Source organism: Microvirga tunisiensis, assembly GCF_009296175.1.
Lineage (GTDB): Bacteria > Pseudomonadota > Alphaproteobacteria > Rhizobiales > Beijerinckiaceae > Microvirga > Microvirga tunisiensis.
In genome coordinates, this window is record NZ_VOSK01000775.1 from 1 (window position 1) to 1,277 (window position 1,277).

The 1,277-nt window shown below is 65.2% G+C and carries 1 protein-coding gene; it reads right to left on the minus strand.

Annotated elements, in window-relative coordinates:
• Positions 1-260: 260 nt before the first annotated feature.
• A partial coding sequence (locus tag FS320_RS43570) for an IS110 family RNA-guided transposase (RefSeq protein ID WP_152718674.1) occupies positions 261-1,277 on the minus strand: 1,017 nt, incomplete at its 5' end.

Below are 1,277 nucleotides of genomic sequence, written 5' to 3' on the forward strand. Positions count from 1 at the left end.
CGAGCCTGTCGTCTAATCGCTCGTTGGAATGCAAGCCCTTTTTGGTGCCGAAGCTGTGGTTTGCCGGGAGCAGTGTCGTCTTCGCGGTCGAGACAGTGTCGCCGCATGATGGGGCTTCGCAGGAGGAACCTTCCAAGGTGTCAAACGCACGCTGCGGGCTTGGGGCTCGTAGGTGCAACAGGCTCGGCGGAATGGTTCGTCCACGTCCCGGCAGGGACCCCTCAGCACGCCTCAGGGCAGGCGCATCCGAATTCTCCGGATCAGGCGGTGGCGCCAACCACCCTGTTGAACGGCTCGCCGGATTTGAGCATCGCGGGCATGATGACCGCCAACTTGCGGGCCACGGCCACGGCTGCCCGCTTGAAGCCGATCCGCTCGCGCAACTGCACCCCCCATTGGCGCAGATCACTGTCGGCATGAGTGCGCGTCAGGATCACGGTCGCGGCCTCATAGAGCAGTCCTCTCAGATGAGCATCGCCACGGCGGGAGATGTGACCGTCATAGTCGACCTCACCGGACTGATAGCGCCGGGTCGTCAGGCCCAGCCAGGCTCCAACCGAGCGCGACGTCTTGAAGTTCTCCGGATCCTCGATGGCGGCTGTGAACGAGGTGGCGGTGATCGCCCCCACTCCGGGGATCGCCATCAGCCGCTGACAGGCCGCACTTTGCCGGGCGCAGGCCAGAAGCTGGCGCCCCAGGGCAGATGCCCGGCTGCGCACGCTGCGCCAAGCCTCCAGCATCGGCAGGATGATCCGGGCGAGTTCGTCCTGCCCGATCAGCAGGCGCTGGACCTCGGCTTCGAACGTGCCCCCTTTGCTGCGCGGCACGACCAGCCCGAACGTCTTCATGAGCCCACGGATCTGGTTGGACAGCTCGGTCGTGATCTGGACCAACCGGGACCGTGCGGCCACCAGCGTGCGGACCAGCATGCTGTCATAGCCCTTCACCCGCACCTCGCGGTAGAAGCCGACCTCGGCCAGGTGGGCCAGACCATCGGCATCGTTGGCGTCGGTTTTGTTCGGCGCCATGTCGAGGGCGGCCTTGGCATGGCGCGCATCAATGCAGATCGCCGGCAGCCCTTCAGCGCGGAGAGCATGATAGAACCACACCGACAAAGGACCAGTCTCGAACACCACCCGCTTAGGCTCGGGGGCGCGCTCGCGGACAACTTCCGCGATCAGGCTCGGATCCGACGGGCATTTGCCGCGCCAGATCCGCTTACCGTCCCGCCGCACCGAGATCGCCGTCTCTTTCAACGACACGTCAAGACCGATATA